This window comes from Ureaplasma diversum NCTC 246, assembly GCF_000731915.1.
Taxonomy (GTDB): domain Bacteria; phylum Bacillota_I; class Bacilli_A; order Mycoplasmatales; family Mycoplasmoidaceae; genus Ureaplasma; species Ureaplasma diversum.
In genome coordinates, this window is record NZ_JFDP01000010.1 from 1 (window position 1) to 4,519 (window position 4,519).

At 29.0% G+C, this 4,519-nt stretch carries 1 pseudogene; it reads right to left on the minus strand.

Annotated features, from left to right (window positions below):
- A pseudogene (locus UDIV_RS00525) lies at positions 1 to 4,519 on the minus strand (hypothetical protein); the annotation flags it as partial.

Consider the following 4,519-nt stretch of genomic DNA (forward strand, 5'->3'; position numbering starts at 1 on the left):
TTCTGGATTATTTGTTTTAGCTTCGATGCTTAAAGTACCATCGATTTCAAATGAACCGATAGATTTAGAAGCTGGTCTTTGAGAATTAATCTCTTCAACTTTATCTTCTACTGTTTTCTTTAAATCTTGGTTATTTTTAATTACTTCATCTATTGTATATAAGTTAACATTAGAAGCTAACACTACTCTAGGTACATTTTGAATAATTAAACGGTTACCATATTTATTTGAACCACGAACAACAATAATATTCTTTTCTTGAATGTATTCAATTGTTGCATCTTGTGTATTAATATCAATTGGTAAGTTTGTTGTTAAGTAAGCAAATTCACCAATTTCAGAATATTTATGTTGGTTATCTGTTACTATTGAAGCTTTTTTAATAGCTTGAACTAATTTATAAGCTTCTTGTGGAGAGATGTTATATCTTCGTTGATTTGCATCAATAACACTATATTTACCCATTGGAATACTTGGGTTAAATTGTCTAATAAAGTTATTGTTGTTATATAGTTTTACTTGACCAGTAATGTTGTTAAATTCTAGTCTAACAGCTGTTGGGTCGTATTGTTGGCTAAAGATTGAGATTTTTCCATCTTTACGAATAGTTTTTGTTGGATCAGCAATAACTGCAGCGAATGCGTCATTAACATCCCCATCATGTTCATAGATGATTGTATTTTCATCAGGGAACTCTAAACCAGAAGCATCTAATACATCAGGTAATCCTGTTATAAACCCGTATTTAGTTTCTCCACTTTCTTGTCCTTGAACAATCATTCTAGTTCTAAATAAACGGAGTTTGATGCTTGTTCAACCATTAAAGTTAGAAGTTACTAATTGTTTAACTTCTTCATTATCAAATTGTTCTAATGTAACAATATCAGAACCTGTTTTGATTGCACTAGCACGGTATGAAGGAATATCACTAATAGTAGCTTTGGCTACTTCTGGTTTATAGATATTCTTATCATAAACATAAATTAGATTGTTTATAGCAGCACCATCTGTGCTTGTAGTTCCATCAGTACTTGGAACATTATCAGTAAACGCATAGAAGTGATCTTTTGATTTTTCTTTACTATAACTTGGATTATTTACTTGTTTACTTTCAATACGTTTATTATTTGCTCATCGCTTAGTAATTAAATCTACTGGATCAACTTTATCTGTTGCACTATTAGCTAATTCAAATAAACTATAGAAACTATCTGAATTAAATAACTTAGGCACATTAGTTAATAATAAGTAGTTAGATACTGGTTGTTTACGGTCATTAATTAAGATATCACCATTAGCTATTAATTCTGCATTAATAGAAGTCATATCAAAACTAGACACTTTTTCTTTAATTACATGATCTAGATCTTTAATTTTAGCTTTAGCTACATCTGGATTATTATTTTCTTGAATATCAGAAATAATATCCATTAATTGTTTAAGCTCTTGTGGTGGAACTTCTGAATAATCAGCTTTTTCGATTTTTTCAACTTTGTTTTTAAAGACAACATAACCGATGATTTTATCGTTTTCAGTTTTTGAATTATCTTTAACAATAGCATATGAGTGGTCAGCAGAAATATCAACATTTAGTTTTGCTTCATCTATTTTAGCTGTACCAATAGTATATTTACCTTGAGCATCTTTAAATCAAGTTCGTTTAAATGCTTCAGTTCATACAAAACCAGCATTAATTACATCTCAAACTCCAGGAGTTTGTAATTCAGCTACACTGTCATTTGTTACATTTACTAAATCAGTTAATTTAAAGTAGAAAGTTCTATTTGATGGGAAATGTGTGCCATCATCTTTTGTTCCAGCAAAAATAACTTCACTCTTGTTGTTGTGAATAATGAAACGGTATCGGATGTTTTCATAATCTGATGCATTTCCACTAGAAGCTTTGCTAAATAACTCTTTAAGTAATTCTTGTTCAGAGCTAGATAATGAATTTAATGTAGTAAGTTCTTTAAATCCTTTTGATTGGATCTTGTTGAAGTCTGTGATTTTTTCAACTATTTTATCTTTTAACTCGCTGCCAGAAACTTCATTATGATATTTATTTCTATCAACAACATAGATTTTTTTATCTTTTTGACTTCCGCCTTTAGTAGATGAATACTTAATAGTTACAAATTGTTCGCCTGAATCAGCGTAAGCAAACTCTGGATCATGAACAACATAACTACCAATTAATTTAGCGCCATCACCAGTAGCACTTAAACCATTAATATATTCAGTAACTAACTTCTTAACATCTAAAGCATTATTAGTTTGAGTTGCTATTCGTGGTGGAATAGCAAAGTCGACTTTATCAGTATAACGATTGTTTTCTTTAATTAATAAAGCACTTGGTGTTGAATCGCTGTCTTTAATAACAATTAAATCCTTTTCAGGTATATATTTAATTGTTAAGGTTTTTGAATTTTTATTGAATAGTTTTTTCTCTGTATGAGCTGTATCTTTTAGATCATCAGTTAATAAACCAAATTGATCTTTTAGATTGTGACGATCTGATTGAGTTACATAAAGTGGTAAAGCACTAAATAATTTAGCACCAGGATCTGTTGTAGTGTAATCACTTAATTGATTAATTTCTTTATATAAACTATTAATAATGTAAGCGTTTTCTAAACTTGAGAAATCAATAGATTTTACACTACTACTACTACTACTACTACTACTATTGTTTTTAGTTTCACTAGCTTTAACAATTTTAATAGATGGTAAACTGCTTGAAGAGCTGATTTTAACTGATTGGTTAGTATCTTCTTCAGTTAAAGTTATTAAATCTGTTGTGTAGTCAAATGTGATTTTTGTTTTTGATGCATTGAATTCTCAACCGTCTACATTGTATTTAGTTGTATCAGCGCTACCATCTAATTTAGATAATCTTTCTTTTAAAACATCTTCTAGTGATTTTTGTTGATCAATTAAGTCATCAAGAGTTGGAACTTTTAATTTTATTTCATAATCTTTAACAATTCTTGGAAGATTGTTGATTGCTAGAATATGACGTTTTTTAGGGTTTTGAGTTGTTGAAGCTTGTTCATCAGCAAAAAGAATAATTGTGTCTTTATATTTTCTAACTTTGATATTAGAGATATTAGAATTTTTGAATGAATTATCGTTTTGAGAATTTAATCAAGTTTTTAATTGTTCATTTTCGTTTTGAGACAATGATTGTTCGTTTACAGTTAACTTATCATAGAATGTCTTAAACTTATCATAATCTTTAAAAATATCTCTACCATTAAACAACTTATCTTGTTTAGTAGATTGAGTTTGAGTATTAACAGTATATGTATTATTATCAATTAAGATAACTTCATCACTATCTTTTTTAACAATATAGTAATTCTTATTTGCTGATCCATTATTAGATGCTGAATCGTATATATATCCAGTTAAATCATAGTTATCATCAATTGGTGCACCATATAAATCTTTAATTTTGTTGTTGATAGTTTTTTCAATATGCATTCCATTATCAACAACATCTTGTCAATTATATAGTCCTTCATTTTTAACAACTTTAGGAATTGGACTACCAAAAATAACAACAGCTAATTTTTCAAATGTTGTTTTATCAGTGATTGTTAAATATTTTCTAGATTTATCAAATGTGAAGATGACTTGTTCGGGGTCAAATGTTGAGATACCGATGGTGAATTTATTGTCTTTTCAAACGTCTTGGTTTGTTGCTTGATTACTACCAACGCTTGTACTTGAGCCTTTGGTTTTTCATTTTTCAATTAAAGCTTTAAATTCATCCCCGTTTTGTTTAATAATTTCGTCTCTATCAACGGATGGTAAATAATTGTCTGTAGACTTAACTACATTAGGTACATTGTCAATTACATAAATAGCAGGTTTGTTTTCTTCATTACCTTCTTGAATAAACCCTTTGATTATGAAACGTCCTTTTTTCTTCTTTTTAGAACCTTTCATCTCTTCGTGAACAATATATCCTACTTTTACTTTTCCGTCATCGGCTGATGATCCACTTGAAGTTGTAGTATTATCACGAACAGAGTTATTAACATCATTACTCTTATTAATTTCAACTAATTCAGGGTTGAGTTGTAAGTTATATTTGAATGAATTTATCGTTCTAGTTTGTTGCTGTCCTGTTTGGTTATTATCTAGTTTAGCCCCTTCAATAGTTTCATATAACTTGTCATAATTACTAAATACATTTGATCCATCTACTAAATCAATAAAGTAACTATATTTATCATAAACACCAATAGTTTTCGTTCTTTTATCTGCTGGATCATCAGGATTTACTAAATCATCTGATGCTATTTGTAATAATGAATTTAATTTATATTTAGCAGCATGCGGGTTTGTAACCTTAGCACCACCAATTCATTTTTTACCTTGGTGATCTTTATTTTGAGTAAGTAAAACATTGATAGTCTTAATAACTTCACCATCATTTTTTAGAACTTCGTTAACAAATGTGTCTTGGTTATCATCAGCACTTGGTGCAGATTGAGCTAAAGCAACAGGTTGA